General features: G+C 49.1%; 13 protein-coding genes. 5 read left to right on the top strand and 8 right to left on the bottom strand.

Annotation, left to right across the window (positions count from 1 at the left end; translation table 11 throughout):
* Nucleotides 1-171 precede the first annotated feature (171 nt).
* Both I2F54_RS02005 and I2F54_RS02000 read left to right on the top strand, forming a co-directional pair.
* Nucleotides 172-3,609: a TonB-dependent receptor gene (locus tag I2F54_RS02005; protein WP_195500403.1), complete on the top strand. Its 3,438-nt coding sequence runs from the start codon at nt 172-174 to the stop codon at nt 3,607-3,609.
* A 13-nt stretch (nt 3,610-3,622) separates the two neighbouring features.
* Nucleotides 3,623-5,248: a SusD/RagB family nutrient-binding outer membrane lipoprotein gene (locus tag I2F54_RS02000; protein ID WP_195500402.1), complete on the top strand. Its 1,626-nt coding sequence runs from the start codon at nt 3,623-3,625 to the stop codon at nt 5,246-5,248.
* A gap of 323 nt (nt 5,249-5,571) precedes the next feature.
* Here the strand turns inward: I2F54_RS02000 and buk are convergent, their stop codons facing one another.
* Both buk and I2F54_RS01990 read right to left on the bottom strand, forming a co-directional pair.
* A complete protein-coding gene (gene buk / locus I2F54_RS01995; protein ID WP_009122210.1) occupies nt 5,572-6,633 on the bottom strand; it encodes a butyrate kinase in 1,062 nt (353 codons plus the stop codon).
* Between the two features lie 15 nt (nt 6,634-6,648).
* Complete coding sequence (locus I2F54_RS01990; RefSeq protein WP_009122209.1) at nt 6,649-7,605, bottom strand: phosphate acyltransferase; 957 nt, start codon at nt 7,603-7,605, stop codon at nt 6,649-6,651.
* A gap of 254 nt (nt 7,606-7,859) precedes the next feature.
* Between I2F54_RS01990 and I2F54_RS01985 the strand changes: the two genes are divergently transcribed.
* The 3 genes from I2F54_RS01985 to I2F54_RS01975 are packed head-to-tail and all read left to right on the top strand — an operon-like array spanning nt 7,860 to nt 10,241.
* Nucleotides 7,860-8,798 carry a S66 peptidase family protein gene (locus tag I2F54_RS01985; protein ID WP_195500401.1) on the top strand — a complete coding sequence of 313 codons (939 nt, stop codon included), beginning with the start codon at nt 7,860-7,862 and terminating at the stop codon, nt 8,796-8,798.
* Entirely contained in the window at nt 8,795-9,793 is a 999-nt protein-coding gene (locus I2F54_RS01980; protein WP_195500400.1) for a M20 family metallopeptidase, read from the top strand. The genes I2F54_RS01985 and I2F54_RS01980 overlap by 4 nt, the downstream gene beginning before the upstream one ends.
* Nucleotides 9,794-9,812: 19 nt before the next feature.
* Entirely contained in the window at nt 9,813-10,241 is a 429-nt protein-coding gene (locus I2F54_RS01975) for a SufE family protein (protein ID WP_009122205.1), read from the top strand.
* A gap of 178 nt (nt 10,242-10,419) precedes the next feature.
* Here the strand turns inward: I2F54_RS01975 and I2F54_RS01970 are convergent, their stop codons facing one another.
* The 6 genes from I2F54_RS01970 to I2F54_RS01945 form a co-directional block, all read right to left on the bottom strand.
* Entirely contained in the window at nt 10,420-10,632 is a 213-nt protein-coding gene (locus I2F54_RS01970; RefSeq protein WP_009122204.1) for a helix-turn-helix domain-containing protein, read from the bottom strand.
* 21 nt (nt 10,633-10,653) lie between these two features.
* Nucleotides 10,654-11,322 carry a DUF2975 domain-containing protein gene (locus I2F54_RS01965; RefSeq protein WP_087425458.1) on the bottom strand — a complete coding sequence of 223 codons (669 nt, stop codon included), beginning with the start codon at nt 11,320-11,322 and terminating at the stop codon, nt 10,654-10,656.
* Complete coding sequence (locus tag I2F54_RS01960; RefSeq protein ID WP_195500399.1) at nt 11,319-12,101, bottom strand: CPBP family intramembrane glutamic endopeptidase; 783 nt, start codon at nt 12,099-12,101, stop codon at nt 11,319-11,321. Before I2F54_RS01960 ends, I2F54_RS01965 begins: the two co-directional genes overlap by 4 nt.
* A gap of 351 nt (nt 12,102-12,452) precedes the next feature.
* Nucleotides 12,453-13,373, bottom strand: coding sequence for a bifunctional riboflavin kinase/FAD synthetase (locus I2F54_RS01955; RefSeq protein ID WP_195500456.1), 921 nt, complete (start codon nt 13,371-13,373; stop codon nt 12,453-12,455).
* Nucleotides 13,374-13,393: 20 nt separating this feature from the next.
* A complete protein-coding gene (locus I2F54_RS01950) occupies nt 13,394-14,011 on the bottom strand; it encodes an HAD family hydrolase (RefSeq protein WP_118466961.1) in 618 nt (205 codons plus the stop codon).
* Nucleotides 14,012-14,015: 4 nt separating this feature from the next.
* The gene (locus I2F54_RS01945; RefSeq protein ID WP_087425454.1) at nt 14,016-16,700 is read right to left on the bottom strand and encodes a calcium-translocating P-type ATPase, PMCA-type; all 2,685 of its coding nucleotides are present in this window, start codon (nt 16,698-16,700) and stop codon (nt 14,016-14,018) included.
* Between the last annotated feature and the right edge of the window lie 229 nt (nt 16,701-16,929).

The raw sequence follows: 16,929 nt of genomic DNA, 5'->3' as shown, positions 1-16,929 counted from the left end.
AGTACTAACCCCTTAAAACCAAATAGTATGAAACCATAGCAGAAACAGTCTGAAAATTCACTTCCCCCTTTTTTGATAAAAAAAGATCGGAAAGTACCCCCATACTTTCCGATCCGAAACAGTCAAAAATCGACCTTAATCAATTTATTAACTTAACACAGTGACAAAGATATGAGAAAAATTTCTTTGAATGGGCTTTTTTGTCCAAAAAGTTTCGAAATTAAGCAATTATTGCGTACTATGAAGATCACACTATTCCTTCTCCTGTTTGTAACATTCCAAGCATACTGCGGGAATAGTTACTCTCAGAATGCCAAAGTCAGTATCCCCAATTCCCAACTGAGAGTGGGTCAGGTGCTTTCCAAAATCGAATCTCAAACAGAGTATTTGTTTGTGTATAACAAGAAAAGCGTAGATGTACGCCGCACTGTTAACGTGGAAGCTGAAAACAAATCGGTAGCCGAACTGTTGGACGAAGTTTTTGCCGGAACCAACATCAGATATGTAATGGAAGGCAAGAACATCGTTCTGACCAAGAAAGGCGAAAATATTGAAAGCCTTGCTGGTGTACAACAAGAAAGAGTCACCGTAAAAGGTGTTGTCACCGACTCCAAAGGCGAACCTATTATCGGCGCCAACGTATTGGAGAAGGGAACGACCAACGGCATCATTACCAATCTGGACGGTGAATTCACCCTCAACGCACCTGCCAATGCCACTTTAGCCATTTCCTATATCGGCTATGAGCCTATAAACGTTGCGCTTAACGGCCGTACATCGCTGAAAATCCAAATGAAAGAAGAAGCTCTGGCTCTGGAAACCGTTGTCGTAACAGCCATGGGCATCAAGAAAAAAGAAGCCTCTCTTACCTACTCCACCCAACAGGTAGGCGGCGACGAACTGACGCGCGCCAAAGACCCCAATATGATTAACGCCCTTGCCGGCAAAACAGCAGGCGTATCCATCACCCGCAACTCCTCCGGTTTGGGCGGTTCCGCCAAAGTTTCCATCCGCGGTATCCGTTCCGCCAATGCCGACGGCAACAACCAACCGCTATACGTCATCGACGGCGTACCTATGCTGAACAACGTGGCCGAACAGGCATTCTCCGCCATGGGCGGCAACAACGATGCCGGCAACCGCGACTCCGGCGACGGCATCTCCAACTTGAATCCGGACGACATTGAAAGCATGAGTATTCTGAAAGGCGCTTCCGCAGCAGCCCTCTACGGCTCTCAGGCCGCCAACGGCGTAATCCTGATTACCACCAAGAAAGGGAAAGCCGGTATGCAACGCATCGTATTCAACTCCAACCTGACCGTAGACCATGCCATTTGCCTACCCGAATTCCAAGACAGATACGGCGCAAGCGGCGCCACAAGCTGGGGCACGGTTCCGGAAAATGCAAACTCAAAACCCATAAAGGCTTACGACAACGTTGGCGACTATTTCAGTAACGGAGTTACCGCCACCAACTCGCTGTCTGTCATGACAGGTAAGGAAAAAATGCAGACCTACTTCTCTTACGCCAATACCACCGCAAAAGGTATTGTCGACGTAAACAAACTGCAAAAACATAATATCACGTTCCGGGAAACAGCCTCCTTATTCAACGACCGCCTGACATTGGATGCCAACGTCAACCTGATGACCCAGAAAATCAAGAACCGCCCCACTTCCGGCGGATATTACATGAACCCGTTGGTAGGTCTGTACACTTTCCCGCGCGGTGAAGACCTCGGAGTTTACCGCAACGACAACGGTTTTGAAAAGTACGATGAAAACCGGGCCATGCCTTTGCAAAACTGGTACACAGACATCAGCGGCTTCACCCAGAACCCCTACTGGCTGACAAACAGAGTAACCAGCACCGACAAGCGTTTCCGTACATTGGCTTCTTTAAGCGCCAACCTGAAAATAACCGACTGGTTCAGCGTCCAGGCACGCGGTAACGTAGACTATATCAACGACAATTACGACCAGAAGATGTATGCCGGTACGGCAGCCGACGTAGCGCACCAAAACGGCCGTTACATCAAAATGAACCGTCAGGACTTCATGATTTACGGCGACTTCATGGCTATGTTCAACAAAACATGGAACGATTGGGCATTGAACGCGGCCGTAGGCAGCAGCATCAACACTACCAAGGTCAACTCCTTGAGCCTCGACTCCGGTAAATCGGGATTGTACAAAGCCAATGTCTTTACGGTTCCCAACATGAACCTCAGCGGTGCGGGCACTTCATTCATTGACGAAACCGCCGACCAAAGACGTACCATCCAATCCATATTCGCCACCGCGCAAATCGGCTGGAAAGAAAGCGTTTATCTGGATGTTACCGCACGTAACGACTGGTCTTCCACACTTGCCAACACCAAGAGCGAAAACTCCGGTTTCTTCTATCCCTCGGTAGGTCTTTCATGGATTCTCAACAAGACGCTCGATCTGCCGGAATGGATCAGCTTCGGCAAGGTACGCGCTTCATGGGCGCAGGTAGGTAACGACCTTCCCATCGGCATCACCAGCCCCGCACAGACTATCACGGCAGGTGGCGTAGTGAAACCCATCGACTATTACTTTGCAGAAGACCTGAAACCGGAAATCAGCAATTCCATCGAAGTAGGCACCGAATGGAAGTTCTTCAACAGCCGTCTGGATTTCGACTTCACGTTCTACCGTACCGACACCAAGAACCAGTTGATTCGCGTAAACACTACCGCCGAAAAGCGCCCTTACCGTTGGATTAACGCAGGTAAGATACGTAATACGGGGGTTGAAATCACGTTGGGAGCCACTCCGTTGATGAACGATAATTTCCGTTGGAAAACCCAGTTCAACTTCGCTACCAACAAGAACGAGATTGTTTCCTTGGGCGGCACTCCCAACTTCCAATACGCTTCGGGCAATGTAAGCATGCCTTATAAAATGATGGTTGTAGAAGGCGGTTCGCTGGGCGACATCTACGGCAACGTATTCGTACGCGACGCAAACGGCAAAATCCTGCTGGAACCTGCAACGGACAAAGACGGCAACCCCAACGCAAAAGCCGGCTTGCCCCAGGTAACTACCGACAAAGCCGCCAAAATCGGTAACTTCAATCCCGACTGGACACTGGGCTGGAGCAACACCGTAACCTACAAAGGCTTCTCCCTCTACTTCCTGATTGACGCACGCGTAGGCGGTGACGTTATCTCGCTGACACAAGCCGGACTGGACTATGCAGGTGTAAGCAAAGCTACCGGCGATGCCCGCAACGCAGGTTACTATATGCTCGAAGGACAAAAGATTGACAACGTGCAGAAATTCTATCAAATGGTAGGCGACCGCGGTAACGGTACCACGGAATTCTACCGCTACGACGGAACGAACATTCGTTTGCGCGAAATCTCATTAGGCTATTCCTTCCCGCAACAGATGCTCGAAAGGACAGGCTTCATCAAGGGTGTAGACCTCTCACTGGTAGCCCGCAACCTGTTCTTCATCTACAAAGACGCCCCGTTCGATCCGGATGCGACAATGTCGGTAGGCAATGATAACCAAGGCTTGGACACCTTCGGCATGCCTTCAACGAGAAACATTGGATTCAACATTAAATTTACCTTCTAAATACCCGAACAATATGAATAAGATAAAATATACAACCGCACTACTCCTCGGCGGACTCCTGAGTTTTTCATCTTGTACCGATAACTTTGCCGATTTCAACAGCACCGAAGGAGCCTATACAGACGAATTGCAGAAATACGATAACCAGACCAACCTCGTACCTTTCTCCACCATTCAGAAAGGCATCATCTATCAAACGGGTGTGGACGGCACCGACTGGCAATACCAAATCGTACAGAACCTGGTGGCCGATATGTTCTGCGGATATTTCCACGACATGACGGGCTCGTTCAACGCCAACAACTCCACCTACAATCTGAACAACGGCTGGACCAGCGCCATGTGGGTGTATACCTACGGATATGTCATGCCTTCCATCGCCGACGCGGAAGCGTTGAATACAGAAAAGGAATGGCCTCTTTACCATGCCATTACCAAGATTCTGAAAGTAGCCACCCTTCATCGTGTAAGCGACTATTACGGCCCCATCCTTTACGACGGATTCGGAACAGCCGACCAGAAGCCGCAGTCGCAGGAAGAAGTCTACAAACGTTTCTTTGAGGATTTGGGCACAGCCGTGAATATACTGAAAGATTACAAAGGCGGCGTATCCTTTGAAAGCGCCGACTTCATGATGCCGGAAGGCAAACGCACTCCCGCGCAATGGCTGAAATTCGCCAACTCCCTCCGCTTGCGTCTGGCCATGCGCGTGTCTAACGCAGCTCCCGAACTGGCCGAGGAACAAGCCAAGGCAGCTTTGGATGCAGCCAACGGCGGCGTACTGGAAACCGCCAACGAAACGGTAGGCGAATACGGCATCCGTAATCCGCTGGGCGGTGTTGCCGGCTGGAGCGAGGTATACATGAACGCAAACCTGGAATCTTTCTTAAAAGGTTATAACGACCCTCGTCTCAAATCATACTTCAATCCCGCGCAAGACGGCAGAGACAAAGACGGCAACATTATCAAGGAAGTGGCCGGCGTGAAACAGCTCGGCAGCCTCGAAGGCGACTATAAAGGTGTCCGCCAGGGAACAGGCGTAGCCGACAACCGCTACTCCACACACTCTCAAACCACCATTACCACCGGCAGTAAAATCATTGTCATGAGTGCGGCCGAAGTATGGTTCCTGCGTGCAGAAGCAGCTTTAAGAGGCTACACTTCCGAGGACGTGGAGAACTGCTACAAGCAGGGTATCACCGTATCCTTCTCGCAATGGGATGCCAACGGCGTAAGCGACTATCTGGAAAGCGAAGAAACTCCGGCGGCTTATGTGGACGCATTCGATAAGAAATTCGATGCGGACGCACCGACAAGCATTACTCCGAAATGGGATGAAAGCGCCACACCGGAACAGAAACTGGAGAGAATCATCACCCAAAAGTGGCTGGCTCTCTATCCGGAAGGTTGCGAAGCATGGGCGGAACAACGCCGTACCGGCTATCCCCGGCTCATCAAGGTCGCAGTGAACAACAGCGGCAACACCATCAGCACCGACGATATGATTCGCCGCGTATTCTTCAACCAAGACTACAAAACGGACAACAAAGCGTTGTATGACGCTTTAGTAGGCAAGCTGGGCGGTGCAGACAATGGCGGCACACGTCTTTGGTGGGATACCGGACGGAATAACTTTTAAATGATACAAAGATATATTTTTTAATCAGTGGTGTTTTCTCCGTATTAGTTATTACGGGAAAAAGGTTGTAAGGAGCAGAGTCGGGGGGCTTTGCTCCTTCTTTTTATAGGGTAGGCAGAAAGTGGCGGGCAGCAGGCAGGAAGCTTCTTTGCCCAAGTACGGGGGATGACGCGGATAAGCCCGCGGGTTTCGGGATGTACCCACGGTTGGTATCTCTCGTACCAACCAATGGTACGACGTGTACCTAAGGTTGGTACGGCAAGTACCACGGCTTGGTACAAACCTGGTACACGTATCTTATTGATTGTAAGCGCTATGAGAGATTACTTATATTCCTGTACCGGAAGCTCTCCCCTCAATGCTCCAAGCGCGTTCAGCGCCAATGCTTCCATTTCATCCTCACCCGGGTAGACGTGCACCGGAGCAAGGAACGAGATGCGCTCCTTCAGACGGGAAATGATATAATCGGAATGTGCCATGCCGCCTGTCAGCAGAATGGCATCTATCCGGCCGTACAGCACAACGGAAGCCGCACCGATGCTCTTGGCAATCTGGTAAATCATGGCATCCAGCACCGATTCGGCATGTTTGTCCCCTTCCTCTATCCGGCGGACAATGGCGGGAACATCGGTCGTGCCCAGGTGGGCTGTCAGTCCGGCACGGCCGGAGATGCGCTTTTTGAGTTCGTCTTTTGTGTAGCGACCGGAACAGCAGAGGTCTATCAACTGCCCGGCAGGGAGCGTACCGGCACGTTCCGGCGAGAACGGGCCTTCACCGTCGAGCGCGTTGTTTACGTCGACAGCCTTGCCATGATGATGAACGCCGACGGATATGCCGCCGCCCAAATGGCAGACAATCAGGTCGAGTTCTTCGTAGCGCGTATCATGCTCGGCGGCATAGCGGCGGGCAATGGCACGCTGGTTCAGCGCATGCCAGATGGTGATGCGGGGCATAAGGGGAGAACCTGTGATGCGGGCTATCTCGTCCAGCTCGTCCACAACGCCGGGGTCGGCAATGAAGGCACGACAGCCGGGAAGCAGCGCGGCAAGCTCGGAAGCTATGAGGCATCCCAAGTTGCAGGCGTGGGTGCGCATGGCATGAAGAATATCGTCCAGCATGGCATCATTCACCTCGTATACGCCGCCCGGTATGGGTTTCAGCAGTCCGCCGCGCCCCACTATGGCGTCAAACTCAAAAGGGATATTATTGGCTTCCAACTCTTTCAGCACCAAATTCTTGCGGAATTCAAACTGGTCGATGATATGGGAGAACGAAGACAGTTCGTCTACTGTATGACGGATGTTGCGCACCAGGCGGGGCACGTCGTTTTCGTATACGGCAATCTTTGTCGAAGTGGAACCGGGGTTGATGACGAGTAGATTCATCGATGCGGGTATTATTTACGATTTACTATTTGACAGTCGCGAGGTATCATTTGCCGTTTCCGAGCCACAACTGGTCAGGCATGCCATGGCGATACTGTAATATTTGGACAAGCCGGAGTCGCTGCGCGAAGGTAACACAACGGGGCAGACGGGGCCTTGAAGCAATCCCGCCATATCGGCATGGGAGAAGAGGGAGACGGCTTTATAAAAGGCATTGCCCGATTCGATGTTCGGGAAAATCAAGACATCGGCCTCACCGTTGATGGGGGATACGATACCTTTGATGTCGCCGCTCGTCTTTTCGCAGGAAGTCTTTACATCCAGCGGGCCGTCGATAATGACGTTTCCGAACTCGCCCGCCTCGGCAAGTTCTACGATATTGACGTAATCCAACGAATGGGGAAACTTGGCGCTCACCTTTTCCGTGCAATGGATAAGCGCGATGCGCGGCTGCCCGATACCGAAATGGCGGCAGGTATGGATGGCATACCAAATCATCTCTATGCGCTGTTGCAGGGTAGGCCGGGGGATGACAGCGGCATCCGAGAAGAACAGCAGTTTATCATAGGTGGGAATCTGCATGACGGCCAGATGCGTCAGTATCCTGCCTTTGGGCAGCAGCCCTTTCTCCTTGTCGAGAATGGCACGGAGCAGATTATCCGTATTGATGATACCTTTCATCAGAATATCCGCACCGCCCTCGCGCACGATGCGGACAGCCTCGCGCGCCGCCTCGTCTTTATCTTCGATATGCAGTGTCTGCACGTATTCGGGATATTTCTTCAAAGTAGGGTATTTCTCCAAGATGGCCGAATCGCCAATCATCAGAAACTCCGCAATGCCTTCATCCAAAGCGCGGGCGATAGCATATTCAGTATTGGGGTCATTGGCACAAACTACGGCAATGCGCTTCCTTTTATTTAGGGTTTTCAGATGAGAAGTCAACTGATCAAAGTTCCGAATCGGTTCCATAACGTTAGTTTTTTAGCAAATATCTAAAAAAATGCCGAGAAAATAAACGTTACACCTTATTTTATTTTCTATGTTTTATATCATTTTGACAGATTCACCACAGAGGGCAGCCTGAAAAAGCATGCTATGTTACAAGCCGAAACAGGCCGTGATTTACCGCAACACCCCTAAAGAAATAAAAAAAACTCCGTGAAACGCTGTGCCCTCTGTGGTGAATTATGTACTTTTGTCACAAATACAGAGAGATATACAATATGAACAGCCTTATTTTTCCGCCATACGTGCACGAGGGCGACCGGGTGATTATTCTCTCCCCTTCCAGCAAGATTGACAAGTCCTTCCTGAAAGGAGCCAAAAAGCGGCTGAAGTCGTGGGGACTGGACGTGGTCGTCGCCAAACATGCAGGCAGCGCGCACGGCACTTACGCAGGAAGCATACAGCAACGCTTGAAAGACCTGCAAGAAGCCATGGACGACGAGAAAGCCAAAGTTATCCTTTGCAGTCGCGGCGGATACGGCGCTGTGCATCTGGTGGGACAGCTTGACTTTACCAAGTTCCGCCAACATCCCAAATGGCTTATCGGTTTCAGTGATATCACCGCCCTGCACAATGTGCTCCAGCAAAACGGCTTCGCTTCGCTGCACGCTCCCATGGCGCGGCATCTCACCGTGGAGCCGGAAGACGACTTTTGTACCCAGGCCTTGAAAGACATCCTGTTCGGCAATAAACTGCAAGAAGAAGCCTCGTTCGGCTATACCTGCCCGGCACATAAGTTCAATCACAAAGGCGAGGGTACGGGCATCCTCCGGGGCGGCAACATATCCGTGTTCTACGGACTGCGCGGAACGCCCTACGATATTCCGGCAGAAGGTACGGTGCTCTTCATTGAGGACATAGGCGAGCGTCCCCATGCGGTGGAACGCATGATGTACAATCTAAAGCTGGGCGGCGTACTCGAAAAGCTGTCCGGGCTCGTCATCGGGCAATTCACCGAATACGAGGAGAACATGTCTTTAGGCAAAGACCTGTACGGCGCGTTGGCCGATTTGGTCAAAGAATACGATTACCCCATATGCTTCGGCTTTCCAGTGGGGCACGTCACGATGAACGTACCGATGATTAACGGTGCGCGGGTCACGCTGGAAGTCGGAAAGAAAGAAGTGAAACTAAGTTTTAATACCCACAAAGAATGAAACGGAATTATACAATCATCCCCCTATCCCTACTGCTGCTCATAGCAATGGTAGCGTGCAGCAATAAAAGCAAAGGTACTACGGACAGTGAGGAAAAACAACCCGGGAGTACGGTCAGCGTGCCCCAATTCGATGCGGACAGCGCTTACCGGTATGTCAAGGCGCAAGTGGGCTTTGGGCCTCGCGTACCCAATACCGCGGCGCATAAAGCCTGCGGGGAGTATCTCGCAAAGAAGCTGGAACAATTCGGCGCCACGGTATACAACCAGCAAGCGGATTTAATCGCCTACGACGGCACTCTGCTGAAAGCACGCAATATCATCGGCAGCTACAAGCCCGAAACAAAGAAACGCATCGTGCTTCTCTCTCATTGGGACAGCCGTCCCTGGGCGGATGCCGACCCTGATGAAACGAAACGGCATACACCCATTCTCGGTGCCAACGACGGGGCAAGCGGTGTAGGCGTACTGCTCGAAATTGCCCGCCAACTCCATAAGCAACTGCCGGAACTGGGTATCGACATCGTATTGGTGGACGCCGAAGACTACGGGCCTCACCAATCCTATACGGGTAATCATAAAGAGGAATACTGGGGGCTCGGCTCGCAATACTGGGCGCAGAACCCTCATGTGCAGGGATACAACGCACGTTTCGGCATTCTTCTGGACATGGTGGGCGCCAAAGACGCCACTTTCTTCTACGAAAGATATTCCGAGGAATTTGCCAAAGACATCAACCGGAAAGTATGGAACGCCGCCAACAACTTAGGCTACGGCCGTTATTTCGTAAAAGAAAAAGGGAGTACCGTAACGGACGACCACCTTTTTGTATACCGGAATGCACGGATTCCTACCATCGACATCATTCAATACAGCGAGGAAACCGGATTCTACGAGAACTGGCATACCCTGAAGGATGATATGGACGGCATCGACCGCAACACCCTGAAGGCAGTAGGCCAAACGGTGATGGAAGTTATCTACAAAGAGAAATAAATACTAAAGATAAATTATTATGAGTATCAACGAAGTACAAGATGAAGTAATCGCCGAATTCAACGATTTCGACGATTGGATGGATCGCTACCAACTCCTCATCGACTTAGGAAACGAACAGGAACCGCTGGACGACAAATATAAGACGGAACAAAATCTAATTGAAGGTTGCCAAAGCCGTGTGTGGCTGCAAGCGGACGAGGAAAACGGTAAAATCGTTTTCCAGGCGGAAAGCGACGCTTTAATCGTGAAAGGGATTATTTCACTGCTCATCAAAGTGCTCTCCGGACATACACCGGACGAGATTCTGAATGCCGACCTTTACTTTATAGATAAGATAGGACTGAAGGAGCACCTTTCTCCTACACGCAGCAACGGATTGCTCTCCATGGTGAAGCAGATGCGGATGTATGCGTTGGCATTCAAGGCAAAAGGAACGAATGCCTGAGTAGCGTGTAGTTCCGGACGGAAGAACAAAAGAACGTTTACTGTTTGTTTTTCAGGGAAGGATTACACGGATTTCACGGAAAAAGGATAAAGTAAATCTGTGAAATCCGTGTAATCCTTCCCTGAAAGAAATCATCAAGTGCATTTTGACACAACCTCTATATAAATACCGCTTTACTTTACTTTTCTTCTCCCTCCACATATTCCAGTATATCTCCCGGCTGGCAATCCAATACCTTACAGATAGCCTCTAACGTAGAAAAGCGAATAGCCTTCGCCTTACCGGTTTTCAGAATAGAAAGATTTGCCGGCGTAATGTCAATCTTCTCCGCCAACTCCCCCAAAGATATTTTCCTTCGGGCCATCATTATGTCAAGGTTTACTATAATCATTATCTTTTTCTCAATATTCCGTTAAATCGTCAAGTCCTGTTCCTCTTTCATCTTCAACCCGATAGCGAATACCTCGGCTACAATCAGAGTGGAGATTCCCAATACCAGGGTAGTGGTATTCACCATATCCGAAAGGTCCAGTTCATAACCGCGGACGGAGAATACCTTTTCTACGCTTCTGAAAGTAAGATACGCCGGAAGAAGCGCCGTACAAAAACTGATAATCAGTGTCGTCCCCAACAGACGCAGACGGCGGACGTTCTTCCAGTTGAAGATATCGGACTTATTGATGGAAATCACCAAACGGACAAAAAGGACGATGGCCCATATACATATAGCCATGTGAAGCAAATTCAGTAAAGAAAAGGCCGCCTGCTCCATAGTCGCGGACTTCGTATCGACGCTGACCATCATCGAATTGAAAGACACCGGCACATACTCGCCGCTCTTCTCATTATAAACGGAATCCTGGAAAAGACCGTTATTACCTACTTTGGAAAGGTGCTCCGGCAGCAGACTGATATACTTCATATTTATCAGTTCTTTCCTGTTTTCGGCAGAAACAGCGTTTTCGGCGCCGGCTTCTACCCCGGCTTTTACTCCCACAATGAAATAGTAACCGGTTTCAAGAACCGAATAACCCAGTACGAGCACTACAATTATACAAAGAATGTTCAGTCTTCTTTTCATACTTTAAGCGTATTAGAATCCGGAGAACGATAAGCATTCATCACTTTATAAGAAACGGCAAGTAACGCCACCGCTACCGCCAGACATATCCAATACGCCGGTTCTCCCAACAAATCGGACGTATACTCCACATCCGGATAATGCAAACTGAGGAATACCGACAGGCTGTTGTTCAGGATATGTATCAGAATTCCGGGAACGAGGCTGCCCGTTTTATAATAAAGCCAGGCAAACAAGACACCCGACAATACAGCGCCCACCACCTGTGCCGGATTAATATGGAAAATTCCGAAAATAAGGGCGGAAAGGATAATAGCCTTCACCGGACTGTACTTTTGCAACAGCACTTTGGTAATCGCCCCGCGAAACAGCATCTCCTCTAAAACAGGCCCTAACACCGAGATACAGATAATACCCAGCCAACCCGATTGCAGCACATCGAATGTAGCTCCCATCCAATCAGGCAGGAAAGACAGTTTGGACATCACAAAGTCTATCAGGAAAATAGTGGCAAGACCTATAACGACGCTCCATCCCAGATAAGCGACCGACACCGGAGACCATATCCTTTTATCTCCCTTCAGATACCCCTTTCTCCACAGATAAGCTCCCATACCTACAAATCCCAGCAACATGCTCGGAGCCAAAGCCGCGGTACTCGTATCATCTATCGTACCGTTGACCGCGTAAGAATAAAGCATTGTGAAAGGCATCACCAACAATGCGGCCAAAATCTGCATCACAAAATAAATCAAAACCAGTTTTATCGCTGTTTTCATCGTTCTCTTCTTTTTTAAAAGCGTGTAAAGATACACATTTTCCCGTGAACTCGTCAAGCAGTGGTAACAACTCCCATTAATAACATCATCACCATAGACAGTGACAGTACCAGCAACGTAATACTCATAAAGGCTCTTTTCATAACCATGGACTTTTTATAATCAGTACTTATTCTTACCTCAAATTCTGTTTTTCAATAAGAATTTATCGTTTTTCGATATGCAAATAAAGGAGCTTTTTCTGAAAAGACAAAAAGAAACAGTATCTTTTTATCGAAAAACGATAAAAAAGATATGTTTTTCAATAAATATGCAAGAAGAGACCCAATAACGGCAACGCAGAAAGCGGTATTATGAAAGGATAGCGGTGATTTCCGCCTCGTCTTTATGGAGTTGCGCTATCAATTCGTCTATGGAATCGAACTTCAGCTCCGGGCGGGTACGGCGGACGAAAGACAGCCGCATAGGTTGATCGTAAATATCAGCGTCAAAATTGAAGATATGCACCTCGATGCTACGGTCTATGCCATTATTCAACGTCGGGCGGTAACCGATACTCAACATTCCCGTATGCTTCTTCTCACCGAGAAAGACATAAACGGCGTATACTCCGTCAGCCGGAACCAGTTTTTCAGAATCGTTGACACATAGATTGGCGGTCGGAAAGCCTATCTTGCGTCCGACGTGATAACCGTTCACAACCGTACCGTTCAAAAAGAAATGATACCCCAGGCAGTCTGCCGCTTCCGAAACGTTTCCTTCCAGCAAAAGACGGCGGACAGCCGAGGAACTGACCGTCATCGCGTCAGTTGAATAGGCCTGCGCCAATATCACTTCCATTCCCAGTTCCCGCCCGTAACGTACATAATCATCAAATCCCTCACTGCGATTATGCCCGAAACGGTGGTCATAACCGATTACCAAAGCCTGTACCTGATAGTCTTGCTTCAAGGCAGCCATAAATTGCTTGGCCGAAAGACGAGCCAAGTCAAGCGTAAAATCAAGCATGACGCAGTAATCCACACCTGTACCGGCAAGCAGGGCAACTTTCTCATCGCAAGTAGTGAGCAGCTCGGGATGAAAACCGGGTTGCATGACCTTGCGGGGATGTACGGGAAAGGTAATGACCGACGAAGCAAGTCCACGTGCAGCCGCAGCCTTGCACACCTGTTCTATCAGAAACCGATGTCCCCGATGCACTCCGTCAAAAAAGCCGATGGTGGCTACACTGGGCAGGAGTTCTTTGCCGGATATTCCGGAACATAGCTGCATACTCACCTTATACGATTGGTTTATTTAAATAAATGCCCCCAGTCCTCACCGGCTTTCGGGGTGTAGGTGGAAATTCCCAATGACCGGGCAGTCAGACAATTAGTTTCCGAATCATCGATAAAGAAAGTTTCTTTCGGGTCTAAGCCTGCATCATCCAGCACTTTCCGGAAGATTTCCTCGTCGGGCTTTGCCATCTTCATCTCATAAGACAGGAAAATATGCTCGAAATAATCTTCTACGCGGAATGCCTTATAGGGAAAGGCGTGCTCACAAGACCACTCCCAATGGATTTCATTGGTATTGCTCAACAGGTATACCACATAATCCTTACGCAAAGCCAATAACAAGTCCAGTTTATAGGTCGGTATGCTCACCAGAAAACTGTTCCATGCGGCATCAATACGGGCATCGGCAACGTCTCTTCCTATCTTTTCCCGTATCACATTCCGAAAATCGGCACTGGAGATAAGGCCTTTCTCATATTGCTGGAAGAAATCCTGTTGATGATATATGTCGAGGGTATGCTCTACATCCTGCAATCCCAACTCTCTGAAGTTTTCCAAACAGCGTTGGCGGTCTAAATCAATCAGTACGCCGCCAAAGTCCACTATAAGGTTTTTAATTCCTTTTCTTTTCATCCTCTCATTTTTGCATTAGACGTCGGACAAGACGAATCCCTTCGCCCACCCATAATACCAAAGAAGTAGAAGCAATGATTATCGCCCATGTCGTGAAATCAAGCGGCTCCGTACGGAATACCGCCCCGCCGAACTGTACGATGACAAACTGACCGCCCAAAATGGCAAGTACCACCAGCTCCATACCGTAAGATTTGGACATTCCCTTAAAAGCGGAGTCCGATGTACCGAATACTCTCGCATTGAACAGGTTCCAGAATTGCAGCATAACAAAGAAGGTAAAAAAGACAGTCAAGCGCTGTACAGTCATACCTCCCTCTTCGTTATTAAACCAGAACAACATGCCCATAAGCAATACAAGGAAAGTAGTGCCCATACCGAGAATGTAATTTCTCATGGACCCGGTTATAATGAAATCGGTACTTTTGCGGGGTTTCTCTTTCATCACGCTTTCACTGGGCGGAATAGACGCCAAAGCCAAAGCTGCAAAGGTATCCATAATCAGGTTCACCCACAACATCTGCGTTACGGTCAACGGCAATTCTGTACCCACCAACGAGCCAAGCAATACGATGAACAATGCCACGAAGTTAATCGTCAGTTGGAATACGATGAAACGCTGTATATTCTTATATAAAGAACGTCCCCACATTACGGCCGTACCGATACTGTTGAAAGAGTCGTCCAACAATGTGATATCGCTTGCTTCTTTGGCGACAGACGTTCCCGTTCCCATAGACAATCCCACCTGCGCATGGTTCAAGGCCGGAGCGTCATTGGTTCCGTCACCTGTCACGGCTACCACCGCACCTTTCTGTTGCAATAGCTGAACGAGACGTTGCTTATCGGTAGGACGGGCGCGCGACATAATCTTCAAATCCAACACCCGGTCGAGCGCTTCCTCGTCCGTCAGGTCTGCAAAGGCAGCACCCGTAATACGGTTGCGCTCCGTATCTTCCGGTTGCCATAAACCGATTTGCCGTGCGATTTCGGTTGCCGTACCCGGCGTATCTCCCGTTACTATCTTGACGCCGATACCTGCCGACTGGCATTTTGCGACCGCCGCAGGCACATCCGGACGTATAGGGTCGCTGATAGCTACAACGCCGAGGAAAGACAAATCATTCTCTGCGACCAATGCCACACAGTCGGCCGGTTCCGTGTCGTCTACTATCTTATAGGCAAAACCGAGCGTACGCATCGCCATGTTCTGGTAGTTCAGCAACTGAGCCTCTACCGTAGAACGATATTCTGCCGCATCCACCCGCTTACCGTCCAAAAGAACGTCCTTACATTTTCCCAATACGATTTCGGGAGCGCCCTTTACATAAAGTACCTTCTTCCCAATCAGAGGAGAGTGTACCAGTGTTGCCATAAACTTCCGTTCGGTAGAGAAAGTCAACTGGTCAAGTACCTTGACAGCCTCTCTCAACTCCAGATAATTACGTTTTTGGCTATCGAGCCACAGAAGTAAAGCCACCTCGGTAGGATTCCCTACCCCCTTGGGCTTCTCTCCCGGAGTTATCTCTTCCAGAAAAGCAGTGGAATTGGCGCTGATACCCTCTATTACCAGTTTGCTTAAATCATCTTCTCCTATTTCCCGCCCGTTCTTCAATCCGTAGAAATTCGGTTCGTACACCTGCATCAGGTTTTGTGTCAGCGTCCCCGTCTTGTCCGTGCAGATAACGGTTATCGCCCCCATCGTTTCGCAAGCGTGCATCTTCCGCACCAGGTTATTGGTGGAAAGCATACGGCGCATATTCAGCGCCAGACTGAGCGTCACACTCATGGGCAGACCTTCGGGAACGGCAACAACAATCAACGTTACCGCCATCATAAAGTACTGCAAAGTGGCCTTCAGTGCGGGCAGCCATTGCTCAAAGGTATGGAATGAGGCAAAATCATACACCAGAACCACATCCTTTATAAAGAAGATGGCGAATGCAAGACCGGCTACCGAGAAACCGATTTTTCCTATGAGGTTGGCAAGTTTTGTAAGTTGGATATTCAACGGAGTAGGCTCGGTACTTTGTTCCGTACTCTGGCGAGCCACTTTTCCAATCTCCGTAGCATCGCCTACGGACTCCACGCGCATAACTCCATGCCCGTCGACTACCGTTGTACCGCGCAGCACACGATTGGAAGCATAAGTGGCTTCTTCATCGAAATCGGCTTCCACGGTAGTTTTGGTTATCACAGGCTCACCTGTAAGATTGGATTCGTTTACTTGCAGGGAAATGGCTTCCAGCAATTCACCGTCAGCAGGGATTTCCTCGCCGGTTTCCAGAATAATAACATCGCCGACCACCACATCCTTACGGGGAATTTCCTGTACGCGCCCGTTACGGATAACCTTTACCAGTGTTTCCTCGTTCACCGCATTCAGCAAATCGAACTTTTTATTGGCATCGTATTCAAAAAAGAAACCGATACCCGTAGCCAGCAAGATAGCAGCTATGATACCGATTGTTTCGGCATACTCGTTCTCTACTACGGAGATAATCAAAGAGAAGAAAGCGGCCACCAACAGTACTCTTACTACCGGGTCTTCAAACTTTTCCAGATAGAGTTTCCACAAAGACGGGCGCTTCGGGGGTGTCAACAGGTTTACACCATGCTCGGTACGGCTCTTCCGTACTTCATCGTCGGTAAGTCCGACGTGATAAAAATCATCCTTTGTTGCAGTCATGCAAATCGTTAGGTTTAAATTGAATTGCAAAAATACAACAATAATTTGTATAGAGAATGTTATTAAATCTTTTTATAGGTTTTACAAATCCGGTGCTCCTTTTTTAATTATTCCGGCTTCCGCTCCCACCGGTCATCTCCATAAAGATGCGTTTTGGAGGTTGGGATAACAAATGCACTTTTTTTACCTGAACGGTAAACAAAAAGGAGACTTCAATTGTTATTAAAGA

It is taken from the genome of Bacteroides clarus (genome assembly GCF_015555825.1).
In the GTDB taxonomy this organism is placed as follows: Bacteria; Bacteroidota; Bacteroidia; order Bacteroidales; family Bacteroidaceae; genus Bacteroides; species Bacteroides clarus.
This window is presented reverse-complemented; position numbering and strand designations above follow the sequence as displayed.

What these genes read in the sequence shown, in the direction of transcription:
- I2F54_RS01950 (WP_118466961.1), bottom strand. Translation starts at nt 14,011, where the DNA reads ATGAAAAGAAAAGGAATTAAAAACCTTATAGTGGACTTTGGCGGCGTA.
- I2F54_RS01970 (WP_009122204.1), bottom strand. Translation starts at nt 10,632, where the DNA reads ATGATTATAGTAAACCTTGACATAATGATGGCCCGAAGGAAAATATCT.
- I2F54_RS01985 (WP_195500401.1), top strand. Translation starts at nt 7,860, where the DNA reads ATGAACAGCCTTATTTTTCCGCCATACGTGCACGAGGGCGACCGGGTG.
- I2F54_RS01975 (WP_009122205.1), top strand. Translation starts at nt 9,813, where the DNA reads ATGAGTATCAACGAAGTACAAGATGAAGTAATCGCCGAATTCAACGAT.
- I2F54_RS01990 (WP_009122209.1), bottom strand. Translation starts at nt 7,605, where the DNA reads ATGGAACCGATTCGGAACTTTGATCAGTTGACTTCTCATCTGAAAACC.
- I2F54_RS01945 (WP_087425454.1), bottom strand. Translation starts at nt 16,700, where the DNA reads ATGACTGCAACAAAGGATGATTTTTATCACGTCGGACTTACCGACGAT.
- I2F54_RS01960 (WP_195500399.1), bottom strand. Translation starts at nt 12,101, where the DNA reads ATGAAAACAGCGATAAAACTGGTTTTGATTTATTTTGTGATGCAGATT.
- I2F54_RS02000 (WP_195500402.1), top strand. Translation starts at nt 3,623, where the DNA reads ATGAATAAGATAAAATATACAACCGCACTACTCCTCGGCGGACTCCTG.
- buk (WP_009122210.1), bottom strand. Translation starts at nt 6,633, where the DNA reads ATGAATCTACTCGTCATCAACCCCGGTTCCACTTCGACAAAGATTGCC.
- I2F54_RS02005 (WP_195500403.1), top strand. Translation starts at nt 172, where the DNA reads ATGAGAAAAATTTCTTTGAATGGGCTTTTTTGTCCAAAAAGTTTCGAA.
- I2F54_RS01980 (WP_195500400.1), top strand. Translation starts at nt 8,795, where the DNA reads ATGAAACGGAATTATACAATCATCCCCCTATCCCTACTGCTGCTCATA.
- I2F54_RS01955 (WP_195500456.1), bottom strand. Translation starts at nt 13,373, where the DNA reads ATGCAGCTATGTTCCGGAATATCCGGCAAAGAACTCCTGCCCAGTGTA.
- I2F54_RS01965 (WP_087425458.1), bottom strand. Translation starts at nt 11,322, where the DNA reads ATGAAAAGAAGACTGAACATTCTTTGTATAATTGTAGTGCTCGTACTG.